We start from the raw sequence: 16,614 nt of genomic DNA on the forward strand, positions 1-16,614 counted from the left end.
CGTGCAGTCTCTGAAGAAATACCGCCGCATCACGGTGAAGATCGGTTCGGCGCTGCTGGTCGACCGCACCACCGGGCTGAAACGCGAATGGCTGGCCTCGCTGGCACAGGATGTCGGCACACTGGCGGCTGGTGGCGCTGAAGTGCTCGTCGTGTCCTCGGGCGCCATCGCGCTTGGCCGCACGATCCTGGGGCTTGGCAAACGGGCGTTGAAGCTGGAGGAAAGCCAGGCCGCTGCCGCCGTCGGGCAGATCGCCCTGGCCGGCGCGTGGTCCGATGCCCTGGGCGGCCATGGCCTGAAGTCCGGCCAGATCCTGCTCACCTTGGGCGATACCGAAGAGCGCCGGCGCTATCTCAACGCACGTGCCACCATCTCGACCCTGCTCAAGATGAAGGCCATACCCGTCATCAACGAGAACGACACGGTGGCGACGTCCGAGATACGCTATGGCGACAACGACCGCCTGGCTGCGCGGGTGGCCACCATGATGGGGGCGGACCTGCTGGTGCTGCTCTCCGACATCGATGGGCTTTACACGGCGCCACCGGCGCGCGATCCCAATGCCGCGTTCATTCCGGTGGTCGAGCGCATCACGCCGGATATCGAAGCGATGGCGGGTGCCGCGGCTTCCGAATTGTCGCGCGGCGGCATGCGCACCAAGCTCGACGCCGGCAAGATCGCCAATGCGGCGGGTACCGCCATGGTGATCACCTCGGGCACGCGGCTGTCGCCGCTGATGGCGATCGAACGCGGCGAGCGCGCCACCTTCTTCAAGCCCAGCCCGACGCCGGTGAAGGGTTACAAGACCTGGATCGCCGGCCAGCTGGAGCCGGCAGGGCGATTGACCGTCGATGCCGGCGCCGTCGGTGCGCTGATGTCGGGCAAGTCGTTGCTGCCGGCGGGCGTCAAGCTGGTGAGCGGCAATTTCGCGCGCGGCGATACGGTGGCGATCCTGTCGCCAGAGGGTCGCGAGATCGCGCGGGGCCTTGTTGCCTATGATGCCGCCGATGCCGTAAGAATCGCCGGTCTCAAGACGGCCGAGATCGAAACGGTGCTCGGCTATGAGGCGCGTTCGGCAATGATCCACCGCGACGACCTGGTGGTCAGCCATCCTGGTGTTCAAGGTGGGGCTGGCGCGCAAAGTGGAGAATGAGCATGCTGAAGCTGCATGACGGGCCGGTCGCCGACACGGCCCAGCTGATGGCGGCAATCGGCCGCAAGGCACGGGCTGCGATGCGACCACTGGCGATCGCCTCCACCGCCGCCAAGAATGCCGCTCTCTCCGCCATGGCGGATGCCATCCTGCGCAACGAAAAGACGATCCTGGAAGCCAATGCCATCGATGTGGCGAATGGCGAGGAAGCCGGGCTGTCGCCATCCTTCATGGACCGGCTGAAGCTCGATGCGGCGCGCATCCGCGCGATGAGCGACGGCATTCGCGAGATCGCGGCGCTGAAGGATCCGGTCGGCGACGTCATCACCGAATGGGACCGGCCCAACGGCCTGCATATCGAGCGTGTGCGCACGCCGCTCGGCGTCATCGGCGTCATCTACGAGAGCCGCCCGAACGTGACGGCGGACGCGGGGGGCATTGTGTCTGAAGGCCGGCAATGCCGTGGTCCTGCGCGGCGGGTCCGACTCGATCAATTCGTCAGCCGCCATCCATGCCTGCCTGGTCGAAGGGCTGAAGGCCGCCGGATTGCCGCAGGAGGCGATCCAACTGGTGCCGACCACCGATCGCGCCGCGGTCGGCGAGATGCTGAAGGGCTTGTCCGGCAACCTGGACGTGATCATTCCGCGTGGCGGGCGCAGCCTTGTCGAGCGCGTGCAGAACGAGGCGCGTGTTCCGGTGTTCGCGCATCTTGAAGGCATCTGCCATCTCTATATCGACAAGTCGGCCGATCTCGACATGGCGGTGAAGATCGCGGTCAACGCCAAGATGCGGCGCACCGGCATCTGCGGAGCGGCGGAAACGCTGCTGGTCGATCGCGCCGTCGCTTCCACGCATCTCGTTCCGGTGCTGGAAGCCCTGCGCGCCGCCGGCTGCGAAATCCACGCCGATGCCGATGTGCTGAGGGCTTTCTCCGATGCAAAGCCGGCGACGGATGTCGACTGGGTGACGGAATATCTCGACGCCATCATCGCGGTGAAGCTGGTCGACGGCGTCGGCAGCGCCATCGACCATATCGAAACGTTCTCCTCGCATCACACCGAGGCGATCGTCGCCGAGGACGCCGCGGCCGTGGAACGGTTCTTCAACGAGATCGATTCCGCCATCCTGCTGCACAACGCCTCGACGCAATTCGCCGACGGCGGCGAATTCGGCATGGGCGCCGAAATCGGCATCGCCACCGGCAAGATGCATGCGCGCGGACCGGTCGGCGTGGAGCAGCTCACCTCGTTCAAATATCGCGTGCGCGGCAACGGGCAGGTGCGGGCCTAGGGCCGCGCCTGCGTCCTGGAAAGCGGTTGGGGACCAGAATTTGAAATCGGACGGACCTCCGACCGGCATCGGCCAAGGGACTGAACCCCTGCGCAAGAACGACGGCGTTCCCGTGCAATATCTGCGGATGCCCTATGTCGAAAAGGGCATGCAGGTCGGGCTGTTCGGCGGCTCGTTCAACCCACCGCATGCCGGCCATTCGCTCGTAGCCGAGATCGCGCTGAGGAAGCTCGCCCTCGACCAGCTCTGGTGGATCGTCACGCCGGGAAATCCGTTGAAGAGCACGCGCGAACTCGCGCCGCTCGCCGAGCGCATCCGCCTTTCGGAAAAGATCACCAGGAACCCGCGCATCAAGGTGACGGCGTTCGAGGCCAGCCATCACATCCGCTACACCGCCGACACGCTGGCGCTGGTGCGGGCAAAGAATCCGGGGGTCGATTTCGTCTGGATCATGGGGGCGGATTCGCTGCGTGACTTCCACCATTGGCAACGCTGGCGCCAGATCGCCATGACCTTCCCGATCGCCGTCATCGACCGGCCCGGAGCAACCCTGTCCTTCCTGTCGTCGGTGGTCGCCAAGACGTTCGACTACGCCCGGGTCGACGAGGGCGATGCGCCCATCCTGGCGCACATGCGGGCGCCGGCCTGGACCTTCATCCACGGCCCACGCTCGCTGCTGTCGTCCACCGCGATCCGGAAAGCGGCAAAGAAATAGCAGTTTTGCAAGATAGATCAGCGCTTTGATGGTTGGTTTGTGACGAGTGTGCTCCAGCTTGTCTTGAAACTGCAATGCGACTCTGCCTATCTATTTAGCGTCACCTGATTTGGTTGGTGACTTCGTTGTTCTTGTCGCGAAAGGAAAGACACTGAGAACAGCACTGCGGAAGAAGGCCGACATCGTGCCTTCGGCGGCCGGGATAGGCGGCATCGACGCCTCGGCCCGCGCCATCAAGACAGTCCTTGCCAGTCTGGAAGACTCCAAGGCCGAAAACATCGTCTCCATCGACATCCAGGGAAAATCGAGCCTCGGCGACTACATGGTCATCGCGTCCGGCCGGTCGAACCGTCATGTCACGGCGGTTGCCGATCATCTCCTCAAAGCGCTCAAGGACGCCGGTTATGGCGACGCGCGCGTCGAGGGGCTGGCGAGCGCCGATTGGGTGCTGATCGATTCAGGCGATATCATCGTCCATGTCTTCCGACCCGAGGTGCGTGACTTCTACAATCTTGAAAAGATGTGGCAGGCACCCGATCTCGAGGAAGAGACCCTCCACTGAGCCGCAAGGTTCCTTGGAGCAATTCCAGGAAAAGTGCTCAGCGGTTTTCCGTCCGGAATTGCATGGAAACTAAGGGTCGGAGCGTTTCCGCGTTTCCGTTAAAAACGGAAGCGCTCTAGAGGCAGGGATGAAGATCATCATACATGCCGTGGGCCGGATGAAAGCCGGCCCCGAAAGAGATTTGGCAGCTCGTTACTTCGACCGCTTCGCCAAGAGCGGTCCCGCGCTCGGGCTCGAATTTTCCGGTGTCACCGAAATCCCGGAGAGTCGCGGCCAGACCGCCAGCGAACGCCGGCGCGAGGAAGGCCAGAAGCTGCAGACCCAATTGCAGCCCGGCGGCGCGCTGATCCTGCTCGACGAGCGGGGGCGGGTCTTTTTCCTCCGAAGAGTTCGCCGGTCGCATCGGGCTGTTCCGCGACGGCGGCCGCAAGGCAGTGGTCATTGCCATTGGTGGCGCCGACGGTCACGATCAGTCGCTGCGCGATCAGGCCGATCTGGTGGTGTCGCTGGGTGCCATGACCTGGCCGCATCAGCTGGTGCGTGTCATGCTGGGCGAACAGCTTTACCGGGCTGGAACGATCCTTGCCGGGCATCCATACCACCGTTCATGATAGCAGCTTAGTGGACCGATTTTTGCCCCATTGCGGTCCGAGAAGGCCCGCGGGTCGGGGCGAGCGGACATTTATGGTTGATGGTTCGTTAACGAAGCCGGAAATACAGTCAGGCTTCCATGTTTGAGCGTGCGAAATCGAAACCCCGCTTCATGCGCGGCTGCCTGGTTGCTGCCGCGCTTGTCGTGTCGTTTTCGGCGCGGGCGGAAAACACGCTGGAAACCACGACCGGTGCGGAAGAAAGCCGCGTCGAATATGAGCGGATTTCCAAGGAGATCACGCTTTCAGCCGAACGCCTGAGCAAACTGGCCGCCGATATCGCGACGGTGAAGAAGGATTCGGCCTCGATCACGGCGGCACTGATTCAATCGGCCAAAACCGAGCAGAAGCTTGGCCAGGATATCGAAGACATCAGCGGCAAACTCGGCGGCCTGAAGGACCAGGAAAAGAAGCTGCGCGAATCGCTCGCCGCTCGCCGCGATGTGCTGGCGGAGGTGCTCGGCGCGCTGCAGCGCATGGGACTCAACCCGCCTCCGGCCATCCTGGTGAAGCCGGAAGATGCGCTGTCTTCGGTACGCAGCGCCATTCTTCTGGGTGCGGTGGTGCCGGAACTGCGGCACCGGGCCGACATCGTCATGACCGAGTTGAAGGAACTGTCGCGGGTGACGGTCTCGATCGAGGCGGAGCGCACGCGGCTGGCTGCGGCGGTCACCGACCAACTGGCCGAGAAGCAGCGGCTCAATCTGCTGCTTCAGGCCAAGGGACGGTTGCAGACCGAGACCGAAACAGCCTTGGCGGACGAACAAAAGAAGGCGCATGAGCTGGCGGCAAAAGCCTCAAGCCTCAAAGACCTGATCGCCTCTCTGGATGCCGAAGCGGAAAAAACCCGCAAGGCGGACGAAAAAGCCAGGCAGAATGCGGCCTCCCAGGCTGACGCGGATGCCAGGGAAGCGGCCGCTGCGGTCCCGGAAGCCAACCGCCTCGCTTCGTCCGTGCCATTCTCGGCGATGCAGGGGCAGGTGTCGTTGCCGGTGACCGGCAAGGTGCGGCGCCGTTTCGGCGGCGAAGACGGCACCGGCGGCACCATGCAGGGCGACATGGTTGCGACACAATCGGGCGCCATCGTCACGGCACCGGCGGATGGGAGTGTCCTCTATGCAGGACCATTTCGTTCCTATGGACAACTCTTGATCCTGAATGCTGGCGACGGTTATCATGTCGTTCTGGCGGGAATGAGCAAATTGAACGTAGCGGCAGGCCAGGCCGTGCTCGCGGGCGAGCCGATCGGAACCATGGGCGAGGCCCGCGTAGCGAGCACATCGGCAACGCAGAATGGAAATACCACGCTGGAGCTCTACATCGAGTTCCGCAAGGATGGAAAACCCGTCGATCCTAACCCATGGTGGGCGGAGCGATTCTCTGGAAGGACGTAAGATGATGCGGAAACTGTCGCTCTTGGTTGCCGGCGCGCTGATGGGCGCGTCTGCCATGAGCCTGGTTTATGGGGTTCCAAGCTCGGCGGCGAACGCGGCAGGCTCCGACACCTATAAGCAACTCGCCATTTTCGGCGATATCTTCGAGCGCGTGCGCGCGCAATATGTGACGCCGCCGGATGACAAGTCGCTGGTCGAAAATGCCATCAACGGCATGCTGTCGTCGCTCGACCCACATTCGTCCTACATGAACTCCGAGCAGGCGCAGGACATGCGCGTGCAGACCAAGGGCGAGTTCGGCGGCCTCGGCATCGAGGTCACGATGGAGAACGACCTGGTCAAGGTCATCACCCCGATCGACGATACGCCGGCAGCCAAGGCGGGTGTTATGGCCGGCGACTACATCGCCAAGATCGATGGCGACGAAGTGCGCGGCCTGACACTCAACGACGCCGTCGACAAGATGCGCGGCGCTGTCAACACGCCGATCAAGCTGACCATCCTGCGCCAGGGTGCCGACAAGCCGATCGAACTGACGGTCGTGCGGGACATCATCAAGGTCAAGGCAGTGAAGTTCCGCGTCGAGAACGACATCGGCTATATGAAGATCACGTCTTTCACCGAGAAGACCTATGACGATATGCAGAACGCAATCGCCGAGATCAAGAAACAGGTACCGAAGGACAAGCTGAAGGGTTATGTGCTCGACCTGCGGCTCAATCCGGGTGGCCTGCTCGACCAGGCTGTGTCGGTTTCGGACGCGTTCTTGAAGCGCGGCGAGATCGTTTCGACGCGTGGCCGCGATCCCAAGGATGTGACCCGTTTCGACGCCAAGTCGAAGACGACCGACGAGATCGACGGCAAGCCGCTGGTGGTGCTCGTCAACGGCGGCTCGGCCAGTGCCTCGGAAATCGTCGCCGGCGCGCTGCAGGACCTGAAGCGCGCGACGGTCGTCGGCACGCAGTCCTTCGGCAAGGGTTCGGTGCAGACCATCATCCCGCTCGGCGAAAACGGCGCGCTCCGGCTGACCACGGCGCTGTACTACACGCCGTCCGGCAAATCGATCCAGGGCAAGGGCATCACGCCTGACATCAAGGTCGATCAGCCGGTGCCGGCGGAACTGCAGGGTCGCGACCTGACCCGCGGCGAGTCCGACCTCAAGGGGCACATCAAGGGCGTCGAGGAAAGCTCGCAGGGCTCCGGTTCCGCCGCCTATGTGCCGCCGGATCCGAAGAACGACCTGCAGCTGATCTTCGCCGAGCAGCTGCTGCGCGGCGAAAAGACTGATGCGGCCTTCCCGCCGAACCCCGACAAGGCGGTGATGAACCAGTAAGGCTGGCGCGTCGGCGGCGGTTCTTTCAAAGGACACTGGCCGCTTGAACCAAGCAATGCGATGCTGCCGGGACCGCAAGGTTCCGGCAGTTTGATTCGGGGGCTTGCGCCGAGCGATTCCAGGAAAACCGCGTTGCGGTGTTCCGTCCGGAATTGCGTAAGGACAAGGAACAATGCGGGTCGCCGTTCTGTGGAAGCGGTGCATCGCATCGACGTACCGCGCAGGCGGCAGGGGTTGGCGGCTTGGCTGATTTCACCAAGGAGATCGAACGCCCGCTCGGACAATCTGTCCGGGCGTCCACGCCGCGTTCCGCGCGACGGTTGGGCCGCGGTCAGGTGGCTGCCGTCCTGGGGGTTCTGGTGGCGGTCGGTGCCTCAGCCTTGATTGCCTTTGGTGAAAAACCGTTCCGCAAACCGGTGGTCGTCGCCACGCCGGTGCCGCAGGAAACGAAGCCGGTCGAAACAGTGGCCCAGACGCCAGCGGCACCACCGAAGGTCACGGCGCAGCCAAAGAAGAGCGACGGGCCGCAGATCATCCGCGTTCAGCCCACCGATACGGGTGGGCAGGCCGGTATCGTCATCCAGGACGCTTCCGCCGTCGGCCAGAACCTGTCCGTTGCACACCTGCCCGACAAGGCGCTGATCGAAGACGGCGAAGGCGGTCCCCTGCCGATCCGCTCGGCGGACGGACGACGGCCGTTCGATGTCTACGCCCGTCCCTGGTCCGGCGCTCGCGGTGCCCGTGTCGCCATCGTCATCGGCGGACTCGCCGTGTCGCAGACCGGCACCCAGTCGGCGATCGCCAAGCTGCCGGGTGAAGTGACGCTCGCCTTTGCCTCGCAAGGCAACAGCATCGGCCGCTGGATGCAGGAGGCCCGCCGGCGTGGCCATGAGATCGTCATGCAATTGCCATTGGAACCGTTCGATTATCCCAATGTGAATCCCGGCCGCAGCACACTCACCGTCGATGCCACTGAAGAAGAAAACCTGAAGAACCTGCGCTGGGTGTTGTCGCGTACCACGAACTATACGGCGGTGATGAACTACATGGGCGCGCGTTTCTCCACCGATCCCCAGGCGTTCGGGCCAGTGATGGCGGAACTCGCCAGGCGCGGCATTGGGTATCTGGACGATGGCTCGTCGGCGCGCAGCATCGCGCCGGATCTCGCCAGGAAGGATGGCGTGCCGCTGGCGATCGCCGACACCGCGATCGATGGCGTGCAGGAGCGTGGCGCCATCCTGAAGAAGCTCGATGAGCTGGAAGCGACGGCGCGCGCCAAGGGATATGCCGTCGGCACCGGGTCGGCTTTCAACGTCACCGTCGATGCCGTCGTGTCCTGGGTGAACGAAGCCAAGAAGCGTGGCGTCGAGATCGTGCCGATCTCGGCGGTGGCGATCGATCCGGAACGGAAGTGAGCATGGCAAAGAACAAACTCGTCGATCCCGAAACCTTGCCCTATCGCCCCTGCGTCGGCGTCATGGTGCTGAACAGCGAGGGCCTGGTGTGGGTGGGGCATCGCATCGCCGAACCGGACAGCGAGTTTTCCGGCACGACGCAGCTCTGGCAGATGCCGCAGGGCGGCATCGACAAGGGCGAAGAGCCGCTCGTCGCGGCCAGGCGGGAGATCTACGAGGAGACAGGGATGAAAAGCCTCGATCTTCTGGCCGAGGCTGCTGACTGGATCAACTATGACCTGCCGCGGGATCTGGTCGGCATCGCCTTCAAGGGACGCTATCGCGGCCAGACACAGAAATGGTTCGCATTCCGCTTCCGCGGCGACGAAAGCGAAATCAAGATCAATCCGCCTCCTGGTGGCCACGACGCGGAGTTCGATGACTGGGGGTGGAAGCCGATGAGCGACCTGCCCGATCTCATCGTGCCTTTCAAACGCAGGGTCTACGAAGAGGTCGTTGCTGCCTTCCGGCATCTGGTGGCATAACCGTTGCGGGAGCCAATCGTATTGCCGCACGGGGTCGAAGATGGTCGATGCCGCCAGGATTTCCGGAGCTAGACGACCCGAATTGACTGACAACCCGATCAATTTGCCCGCGCAGCCCGATGAGGCTGCAGCCGGCGCTATCCTCACCATCGATCTTGGTGCGATTCGCGAAAACTACCGTCGCCTGAAGGCGCATCTCGACGGCGTTGCCTGCGCCGGCGTCGTCAAGGCCGACGGTTACGGGCTTGGTGCCGTGCAGGTGGCGAATGCCCTGCGCAAGGAAGGCTGCGACACCTTCTTCGTCGCCCATCTGTGGGAAGGCATCGTGCTGCGCGATGCCCTGGGCACTGGGCCAGCGATTTTCGTGCTGCACGGGTTTCTGCCGGGATCGGAGGCACAGGGTGAGGCAGCCGGACTTATCCCGGTCGTCAACAGCACCGGACAGCTTGCCGCCTGGCGCAATCTCGCTCGCCAGCTTGGCAAGAAGCTGCCGGCGGCGATCCAGGTCGACAGCGGCATGTCGCGTATCGGCCTTGCCCCGGTCGAGGTCGAAGCGCTGGCAGCCGATCCGTCGGCCTTCGACGGCATCGAACTCAGGCTGGTGATGAGCCATCTGGCCTGCGCCGATGAACCGGAGCACGGCGCCAACGAGGCGGAACGGCTGCAGTTCGAACGGCTGCGCCGCATGCTTCCGCCGGCGCCGCTTTCCTTCGCCAATTCCTCCGGCATCTTCCTCGGCAAGCCCTACCATCACGACCTTGCCCGCCCGGGAGCGGCTCTTTACGGCATCAACCCGACGCCGGGTCGCAAGAACCCGATGCAGCCGGTGATCAAGCTGGAAGCCAAGGTGCTCCAGACCCGGCAGATCAGCGGCGGGGCAGGGGTCGGCTACGGCCACACCTTTCACGCCACGGGTCCGCTCCGGACCGCGACGATCACCCTTGGTTATGCCGATGGCTGGCATCGCCGCACGTCTGCGGCCGCCTTTTTCGAAGGCGTCGAGCTGCCGTTCATCGGCCGCGTATCGATGGATTCAATCATCCTCGATGTTTCCGCGCTGCCTGAAGGACGTCTGAAGGAAGGCGATCTGGTCGAGCTCATCGGCCCGTTTCACCCGCTCGACACGGTGGCGGATGTCGCCGGTACGATCGGCTATGAGGTGCTGACCAGCCTTGGCCATCGCTTCCACCGGCGCTACGTCGGCGGCTGAACGATCCCGTCATGCTTGACAAGCCGTGCCGGGTCGGCAAGGCTCGTGACATGAGCACCCTTGCCCATATCCAGACCTGCTTCAGGATCTGCCCCATCGCGGGAGCGTAGCCCCGGCGCGGACGCCTTCGTGCGTCCGTCCGTACCGGGGCTTTTTTCAAAAAACAGAACTGAATTTCGAGCCGAAGGCGGTGCGAACGCGCGTCGGTTCGATTGAAGGGCCGCCACGCGTGTGGCCGGCCACGCATCGTTCCGATGCATCATCAACCCGAAGGATTCCACCATGCAAAGATCAATCAAGGTTCGTCCGCCCGACACCATTCTGGTGACCGCCAATGACCATGGCCGCCTGACCGGCCTGGCGCGGGCATCGCTCGACCGGCTGCCCGATACCGCCGAAGAACTGCTTTCCGAGATGGATCGCGCCACCGTGGCCGCTCCCGGAACCCTGCCGGACACCGTCGTGCGGATGGGATCCACGATCCTTGCCCGCAATGGCGGTGGCGCCGAGCAGCGGATGACGCTGGTGTATCCAGCCGAAGCCGACATTGCCACCCAACGCATTTCCATACTTACGCCGCTGGGAACCGCCCTGATCGGCGCCGCGGTTGGTGACTGCGTTCGCTGGATCACGCGCGACGGTCGCGAAATGACGCTCGACATTGTTGCCGTCGAGCCGCCGCATGCGGATCGCGTCGAGGCTCGGGCATGAACAGGACCTGCCGCCTCACCACCAAGGATTTCGCCATTCTCGAAACGATGCTGGAACGTCGGCGCGCCCTGGATGATCCGCTTGCACAGCTGCTCGAAAAGAAGCTCGCCAATGCCAGCGTGGTTTTGCTCGATTCCATCGACGCCGATGTCGTGACCATGAACAGCCGCGTCACATTTCGTATCGGTGCCAATCCGGCGGAGACACGCACCGTGATCCAGAACGAGGTGCGCGGCGTCGTTGGCGCCAGCCTGCCGGTGACGACGCCATGGGGACTTTCGCTGCTTGGCATGGCGGAGGGCGAAGCCGGTTTCGTCGAACGGCCGGCAGGCGAAATCGAGCCGATCCGGGTGGTCAAGGTGTTGTTCCAGCCGGAAGCGGCGCGTCGCGCGAGCATCGCCCGACAGGCCCGGCCGCCACTCCGACTGGTCTACAGTGCCAATAGCATTGTGCCACCACTTGGCGCGGTGGAGAAAATCCGGCAGACAGGGGCCGATGACGACCCGGCTGGGCCAACGGCGGCTTGACCGGGTTGGAGCGTCTCTCATCCATCCGGATGCCGGGGCGTTTCGAGTTTGAGGTTGCGCATCGCGCCTGCCGAAGATCATTCTGATTTCGGGCGCCGATGCGCTGGAGCCGAATGCCACCAGGGCATTCTGCTCCATCTGGTTGTTTTGTCGTGACCCCGCAACTTTCGGGATCATGTTCTAGGAGCGGGGCGTATGAGAATTCTGGTGCTTGGAAGCGGCGTCATCGGGGTGACCGCCGCCTACTATCTGGCGGAAGCCGGCCATGAGGTGACGGTGGTGGACCGCCAGGGCGGTCCGGCGCTGGAAACCAGTTTCGGCAACGCCGGCGAGGTTTCGCCGGGCTATTCTTCGCCTTGGGCAGGCCCCGGCGTTCCGGTCAAGGCGATCAAGTGGTTGCTGATGCATTTCGGGCCGCTGGTGATCCGCCCCAAGGTCGACCCGGCCATGGTGTCCTGGGTGCTGAAGATGCTGCGCAACTGTACCGAGGCACGTTATGCCGTGAACAAGGCGCGTATGGTGCCGATCGCCGAATACAGCCGCGATTGCCTGAAGGCGCTGCGTGGCGAAATCGGCATCGAGTATGACGAACGCGCCAAAGGTACCTTGCAGCTCTTCCGCAACCAGAAACAGCTTGACGGCACTGCCGGCGACATCGAGGTGCTGAAGCAGTTCGGCGTGCCCTACGAGGTGCTCGATCCGGCCGGCTGCATCGGCGCTGAGCCGGCTTTGGCCAATGTGAAAGGCAAGTTCGTTGGCGGCCTGCGCCTGCCGGGCGATGAAACCGGCGACTGCAAGATGTTCACCGAACGGCTTGCCGAACACGCGGCCAGGCGTGGCGTGAGTTTCCGCTTCAACACCGCGATCAAGGGTATTGCCACCGAGGGCGGGCGCATCGCCGGTGTCGACACCAGTGAAGGGCTGCTGACGGCGGATGCCTATGTCTGTGCGCTTGGCAGCTACTCTCCGATCATGCTGAAACCGCTCGGACTTTCGATCCCGGTTTATCCGATCAAGGGTTACTCCATCACGGTGCCGATCTCCGATGCGGCCGGCGCGCCGGAATCGACCGTCATGGACGAGACCTACAAGGTGGCGATCACGCGGCTGGGCGATCGTATCCGTGTCGGCGGTACGGCCGAGATTTCGGGCTACGATCTTGCTCTGCGCCCGGCGCGGCGCGCGACGCTCGAACATTCGGTCACCGATCTGTTCCCGCGCGGCGGCGATGTGTCGAAGGCCAGCTTCTGGTGCGGGCTCAGGCCGATGACGCCGGACGGTCCGCCGATCATCGGCAAGACGCGCTACGACAACCTCTTCCTCTCCACCGGCCATGGCACGCTGGGCTGGACCATGGCCTGCGGATCGGGGCGGGTGCTGGCCGACATCGTATCGGGCAGGAAGCCGGACATCGACGTCAGCGAACTCGGCATGTCCCGCTACGCCTGATCCTGTTTTTTCAACACGCCGAAACCGAAGTTTCGGCGGGTTGAATGCTTGTGTTGCCTGCCGGGCTACGTCGTCAGCGAACGCGGCTGGTCTTCCGACTGGTACATCGAGATCTGGTGGCCGTCGGGATCGGCCACTTCGGCCGACCATCCTCCCGGGGCATGGCTGACCGGCGTGACGATTGTAGCGCCTTTCGCCGCCAGACCGGCAACGACATCGTCAATGCCGCCTTCGGCGATCTCGAAGACGATGATGGGCGAATTGCCCGGCCTCGATTCCTGCTGGAAGAAGATCAGCTCGATGCCGTTGGCGGTCTTCGCCATCAGCCAGTCATGGCCATCGCCTGCATCGCCCATGTTCTCGATATCGAGGCCGAGAACGTCGCGATAGAAGGTTTCGGTGCGGCTGATGTCAGCGACGAAATAGCAGATGCTGCCAAGCTTTCTGTTGCGAAACACGGGTGTCTACTCCTGGTTCGAGGGTTTGCGTTGGCTCTGTTGCCGCGCCATGCCGATTTGTGAGGGGATGCTCACCAAAAAAAGATGACCGTCAGGATCATGGCTGGCGAGAAGCACGCCGTCGCGGCGGGCCGGCCCAAGAAGCGCGCGGCGGATGCGGCCGAAATACAATGTACCGTCGAGACCGGGGATCTCCTCCAGCCGGCTTCCGCCGGCGTCACGCCAACGCCGTCTGATTTCGGCGATGCGTTGCCGCAGGGCGGAGTCGGAGAGCTGCAGCAGCCAGCGGATTTCCTGGCGGGTATGGCCGGTCAATGCGAGCAGCGCGGTGGTTTGGAGCGCTGCGGGCAGCGTCGCCACAAAGGCGGTGGGCATGATCTCCTGGGTGACGGACACTGCCGGTTCAGCCTGCCAGCGGGTTTCGCGCTGGCGCCGTCGGACGGCGGTGCGGGCTTCGAATGCGGCCCGCTTGCGGATGGCGCCCTGCAGCCATCGGCGATTGTCGGGGCAGGAGAGATCGTAGCGGCCGGCCTCGATGGCCGAAAGCAGCACGGCCTGGAGAAGATCGTCCGCCTCGTCCGGCCGTCTCGACGCACGCTGAGCCTGGCGCAGGAGTTCGACATAGGGTCGTGACAGCAAGGTTTTCTCCCGGGCTTAAAGAAACAGGGCTCGATCCTTTTCGACAAGCCCGGCAATGAAGGATGCCACCACCTGGATGCGCCTGAGCTGGCGCACGCTCTCATGGTAGACCAGCCAGTAGGCGCGCCGGATGGGGGGGGCCGCTTCCACCGACACCAGCTCCGGCATCGACCGGGCGACAAAGGTGTGCAGGATGCCGACACCGGCGCCGGAGCGCACGGCTTCGGCCTGGCCCATGGCCGAGGATATGCCGAATGTGGAACGCCAGTCGTGGCTGAACTCGGCAGCGTAGTCGAGCGACTGGCTGACGATCAGGTCGGGCACGTAGCCGATCAGCGTATGATCCTTCAGCTCCTCCCGGTTCCGGGGCAAACCATGTCTGTCGGCATAGGCGCGCGAGGCATAGAGGCCAAGTGTGTAGTCGACAAGCTTGCCGGCAACGAGCCTGCCTTCCGTCGGTCGTTCGACGGTGATCGCGATATCCGCTTCCCGGCGGGACAGGGAAAATGAACGCGGCACCGGCACCAGTTGCACGGTGAGCTCGCGATGCAGGGCGGTCAGTGCGCCGAGCCGCGGTGCGAGATAGGCGACACCGAAGCCGTCGGGCGCGCCGATGCGCACCGTGCCGGAAATGTCGTCGCCTTCGCCGGCAACCGTCGAGCGGGCGGCAATCATCTCAGCTTCCATGCGCTCGGCGATGTCGAGGAACCTTTCGCCGGCAGGCGTCAGTTCGGACCCTGTGGTGAGCCGCCGAAACAGTTTGGTGCGCAAGGCCTCTTCGAGCGTAGCGATGCGCCGGGAGACCGTGGCATGGTTCAGCTCCAGGCGCCTGGCCGCGCCCAGTATCTGGCCGGTGCGGGCGACGGCAAGGAAGATGCGCACGTCGTCCCAGTTCATGATATCTCCATGGCGGTTGCAGCATCCCGATGGCGAGGAAGTCGATCGTATCTTTGCGTCGTTTGATGCTTGTGTCCAGATCGATGTACGATTTTTGCACAACGGCTGCGATTTCCCTCGCGTTGCGTTCCAGCCTTTAAAGACCGACAATGGCTTCAATCAAAATCCAGGGAGAGAACCATGATCGACTACGGTCATTTCATCGGTGGCAAGCGTGTCGCCGGCACCAGCGGGCGCAGGCAGGATGTGATGCAGCCGATGGACGGCACGGTGCGCGGCACCGTGGCGCTGGCCTCGAAGTCGGAACTGCGCGCCGCTGTCGAGAACGCCAAGGCGGCGCAAGTGAAATGGGCAGCCGTCAATCCGCAGCGCCGCGTACGCGTGCTGATGAAGTTCCTGGAACTCGCCAACCGTGAATATGACTCGCTGGCCGACATTCTGGCGCGCGAGCACGGCAAGACCATCGCCGACGCCAAGGGCGACATCCAGCGCGGCCTGGAAGTGGTCGAGGTCTGCATCGGCGCGCCGCACATGATGAAGGGCGAATTCACCGATGGCGCCGGCCCTGGCATCGATGTCTATTCCATGCGCCAGCCGCTCGGCGTCGTTGCGGGCATCACGCCGTTCAACTTCCCGGCGATGATCCCGCTGTGGAAGATCGCCCCGGCGATCGCCTGCGGTAACGCCTTCATCCTGAAGCCGTCCGAGCGTGATCCGGGCGTGCCGCTGAGGATTGCCGAGCTCTTCATCGAGGCCGGCCTGCCGGAAGGTGTCCTCAACGTCGTCAACGGCGACAAGGAAGTGGTCGACGCCATTCTCGACGATCCGGATATCAAGGCCGTTGGCTTTGTCGGCTCGACGCCGATCGCGCAGTACATCTATTCGCGCGGTTGCGCGGCCGGCAAGCGCGTGCAGTGCTTCGGCGGCGCCAAGAACCATATGATCATCATGCCCGATGCCGACATGGACCAGACCGTCGACGCACTGATCGGCGCCGGTTACGGCTCGGCTGGCGAACGCTGCATGGCCATCTCCGTCGCGGTCCCGGTCGGCAACGACACCGCCAACCGGCTGATGGAAAAGCTGATCCCGCGCGTCGAGAGCCTGAAGGTTGGCCCATCGACCGATTCCGCCGCCGATTTCGGTCCGGTCGTGACCAAGCAGGCACTGGAGCGCATCAAAGGTTATGTCGATCTCGGTGTGAAGGAAGGCGCGAAGCTCGTCGTCGATGGCCGTGGTTTCAAGATGCAGGGCTACGAGGACGGCTACTACATGGGTGGCTGCCTGTTCGATGATGTGACGCCTGACATGACGATCTACAAGGAAGAGATCTTCGGCCCGGTGCTGTCGGTGGTGCGCGCGCCGCGCTACGAGGATGCGATCAAGCTCGCCAACGACCATGAGATGGGCAACGGCGTTGCCATCTTCACCCGCGACGGCGATGCGGCGCGTGACTTTGCCAGCCGCGTGCAGGTCGGCATGGTCGGCGTGAACGTGCCGATCCCGGTTCCGATTGCCTACTACACCTTCGGCGGATGGAAGGCGTCGTCGTTCGGCGATCTCAACCAGCACGGCCCCGATGCCTTCCGCTTCTACACCAAGACCAAGACGGTCACCTCGCGCTGGCCGTCGGGCATCAAGGATGGTGCCGAATTCGTCATCCCGACGATGAACTAGCCCGACGGTT

General features: G+C 63.7%; 15 protein-coding genes and 2 pseudogenes. 14 read left to right on the forward strand and 3 right to left on the reverse strand.

Translation table 11 applies throughout. The features are described from left to right. Position 1 precedes the first annotated feature (1 nt). The 13 genes and pseudogenes from proB to ACFJIU_RS28485 all read left to right on the forward strand — a co-directional run bounded on the left by proB (position 2) and on the right by ACFJIU_RS28485 (position 12,933). The gene (gene proB, locus ACFJIU_RS28425) at positions 2 to 1,153 is read left to right on the forward strand and encodes a glutamate 5-kinase (RefSeq protein WP_379073257.1); all 1,152 of its coding nucleotides are present in this window, start codon (positions 2 to 4) and stop codon (positions 1,151 to 1,153) included. 2 nt (positions 1,154 to 1,155) lie between these two features. Continuing rightward, a pseudogene (locus ACFJIU_RS28430) lies at positions 1,156 to 2,443 on the forward strand (glutamate-5-semialdehyde dehydrogenase). 127 nt (positions 2,444 to 2,570) lie between these two features. Continuing rightward, positions 2,571 to 3,158 (forward strand): nicotinate-nucleotide adenylyltransferase, encoded by a 588-nt coding sequence (locus tag ACFJIU_RS28435; RefSeq protein ID WP_129416156.1) that lies wholly within the window; start codon positions 2,571 to 2,573, stop codon positions 3,156 to 3,158. 184 nt (positions 3,159 to 3,342) lie between these two features. Then, positions 3,343 to 3,720: a ribosome silencing factor gene (rsfS, locus tag ACFJIU_RS28440; RefSeq protein ID WP_129412637.1), complete on the forward strand. Its 378-nt coding sequence runs from the start codon at positions 3,343 to 3,345 to the stop codon at positions 3,718 to 3,720. A gap of 127 nt (positions 3,721 to 3,847) precedes the next feature. Continuing rightward, positions 3,848 to 4,331, forward strand: a pseudogene (rlmH, locus tag ACFJIU_RS28445) (23S rRNA (pseudouridine(1915)-N(3))-methyltransferase RlmH). A gap of 119 nt (positions 4,332 to 4,450) precedes the next feature. Further along, positions 4,451 to 5,764 (forward strand): murein hydrolase activator EnvC family protein, encoded by a 1,314-nt coding sequence (locus ACFJIU_RS28450; protein WP_379065636.1) that lies wholly within the window; start codon positions 4,451 to 4,453, stop codon positions 5,762 to 5,764. Position 5,765: 1 nt separating this feature from the next. Continuing rightward, a complete protein-coding gene (locus ACFJIU_RS28455) occupies positions 5,766 to 7,097 on the forward strand; it encodes a S41 family peptidase (RefSeq protein WP_379065638.1) in 1,332 nt (443 codons plus the stop codon). 242 nt (positions 7,098 to 7,339) lie between these two features. Beyond that, positions 7,340 to 8,512 carry a divergent polysaccharide deacetylase family protein gene (locus tag ACFJIU_RS28460; protein ID WP_379065640.1) on the forward strand — a complete coding sequence of 391 codons (1,173 nt, stop codon included), beginning with the start codon at positions 7,340 to 7,342 and terminating at the stop codon, positions 8,510 to 8,512. Between the two features lie 2 nt (positions 8,513 to 8,514). After that, positions 8,515 to 9,036, forward strand: a complete 522-nt coding sequence (locus tag ACFJIU_RS28465; RefSeq protein WP_379065643.1) for an RNA pyrophosphohydrolase — start codon at positions 8,515 to 8,517, stop codon at positions 9,034 to 9,036. 82 nt (positions 9,037 to 9,118) lie between these two features. Next, the gene (alr, locus tag ACFJIU_RS28470) at positions 9,119 to 10,246 is read left to right on the forward strand and encodes an alanine racemase (RefSeq protein WP_379065645.1); all 1,128 of its coding nucleotides are present in this window, start codon (positions 9,119 to 9,121) and stop codon (positions 10,244 to 10,246) included. A gap of 282 nt (positions 10,247 to 10,528) precedes the next feature. After that, positions 10,529 to 10,957, forward strand: a complete 429-nt coding sequence (gene rnk, locus ACFJIU_RS28475; RefSeq protein WP_379065648.1) for a nucleoside diphosphate kinase regulator — start codon at positions 10,529 to 10,531, stop codon at positions 10,955 to 10,957. Beyond that, a complete protein-coding gene (locus ACFJIU_RS28480) occupies positions 10,954 to 11,484 on the forward strand; it encodes a nucleoside-diphosphate kinase (RefSeq protein WP_379065650.1) in 531 nt (176 codons plus the stop codon). Before rnk ends, ACFJIU_RS28480 begins: the two co-directional genes overlap by 4 nt. 195 nt (positions 11,485 to 11,679) lie before the next feature. Then, positions 11,680 to 12,933: a D-amino acid dehydrogenase gene (locus tag ACFJIU_RS28485; protein WP_379065652.1), complete on the forward strand. Its 1,254-nt coding sequence runs from the start codon at positions 11,680 to 11,682 to the stop codon at positions 12,931 to 12,933. Between the two features lie 65 nt (positions 12,934 to 12,998). Here the strand turns inward: ACFJIU_RS28485 and ACFJIU_RS28490 are convergent, their stop codons facing one another. The 3 genes from ACFJIU_RS28490 to ACFJIU_RS28500 are packed head-to-tail and all read right to left on the reverse strand — an operon-like array spanning position 12,999 to position 14,927. Then, the gene (locus tag ACFJIU_RS28490; protein ID WP_379065654.1) at positions 12,999 to 13,391 is read right to left on the reverse strand and encodes a VOC family protein; all 393 of its coding nucleotides are present in this window, start codon (positions 13,389 to 13,391) and stop codon (positions 12,999 to 13,001) included. A gap of 6 nt (positions 13,392 to 13,397) precedes the next feature. Then, a complete protein-coding gene (locus ACFJIU_RS28495; RefSeq protein ID WP_379065656.1) occupies positions 13,398 to 14,030 on the reverse strand; it encodes a transcriptional regulator in 633 nt (210 codons plus the stop codon). Between the two features lie 15 nt (positions 14,031 to 14,045). Continuing rightward, positions 14,046 to 14,927 carry a LysR family transcriptional regulator gene (locus tag ACFJIU_RS28500; RefSeq protein WP_379065658.1) on the reverse strand — a complete coding sequence of 294 codons (882 nt, stop codon included), beginning with the start codon at positions 14,925 to 14,927 and terminating at the stop codon, positions 14,046 to 14,048. Positions 14,928 to 15,107: 180 nt separating this feature from the next. On the opposite strand from ACFJIU_RS28500, the gene ACFJIU_RS28505 reads away from it, so the two are divergent. Further along, complete coding sequence (locus ACFJIU_RS28505; RefSeq protein ID WP_379065660.1) at positions 15,108 to 16,604, forward strand: CoA-acylating methylmalonate-semialdehyde dehydrogenase; 1,497 nt, start codon at positions 15,108 to 15,110, stop codon at positions 16,602 to 16,604. Positions 16,605 to 16,614 lie beyond the last annotated feature (10 nt).

The sequence above is a fragment of the Mesorhizobium sp. UC74_2 genome (assembly GCF_042701485.1).
Taxonomy (GTDB): Bacteria; Pseudomonadota; Alphaproteobacteria; order Rhizobiales; family Rhizobiaceae; genus Mesorhizobium.